The organism is Pseudomonas sp. 51_B (genome assembly GCF_017491595.1).
Lineage (GTDB): Bacteria > Pseudomonadota > Gammaproteobacteria > Pseudomonadales > Pseudomonadaceae > Aquipseudomonas > Aquipseudomonas promysalinigenes.
Map to the genome: position 1 here is coordinate 1 of NZ_JAFGYW010000120.1, position 569 is coordinate 569.

At 70.3% G+C, this 569-nt stretch carries 1 pseudogene; it reads left to right on the forward strand.

The features are described 5' to 3' along the window. Positions 1-569, forward strand: a pseudogene (locus tag J5M56_RS23945) (acetyl-CoA C-acetyltransferase); the annotation flags it as partial.

Genomic DNA, 569 nt, shown 5'->3' on the forward strand with positions numbered 1-569 from the left:
GCTGCGTGCTGCCCGCCGGGCAGGGGCAGGCGCCGGCACGGCAGGCGGCGCTCGGCGCGAAGCTGCCGCTGTCGGTCGGCTGCACGACGATCAACAAGATGTGCGGCTCGGGCATGCGCACGGCGATGTTCGCGCACGACATGCTCGTGGCGGGCTCCGTCGACGTGATCGTCGCGGGCGGCATGGAAAGCATGACGAACGCGCCGTACCTGCTGCCGAAGGCGCGCGCCGGCATGCGCATGGGCCACGGCCAGGTGCTCGACCACATGTTCCTCGACGGCCTCGAGGACGCCTACGACAAGGGCCGGCTGATGGGCACGTTCGCCGAGGAATGCGCGGGCGAATACGCGTTCTCGCGCGACGCGCAGGACGCGTTCGCGATCGAATCGCTCGCGCGCGCGAAGCGGGCGAACGAGGACGGCTCGTTCGCGTGGGAAATCGCGCCCGTGACGGTGGCCGGCAAGAAGGGCGATGCGGTGATCGCGCGCGACGAGCAGCCGTTCAAGGCGAACCCCGAGAAGATTCCGACGCTCAAGCCCGCGTTCAGCAAGACGGGCACCGTGACCGCC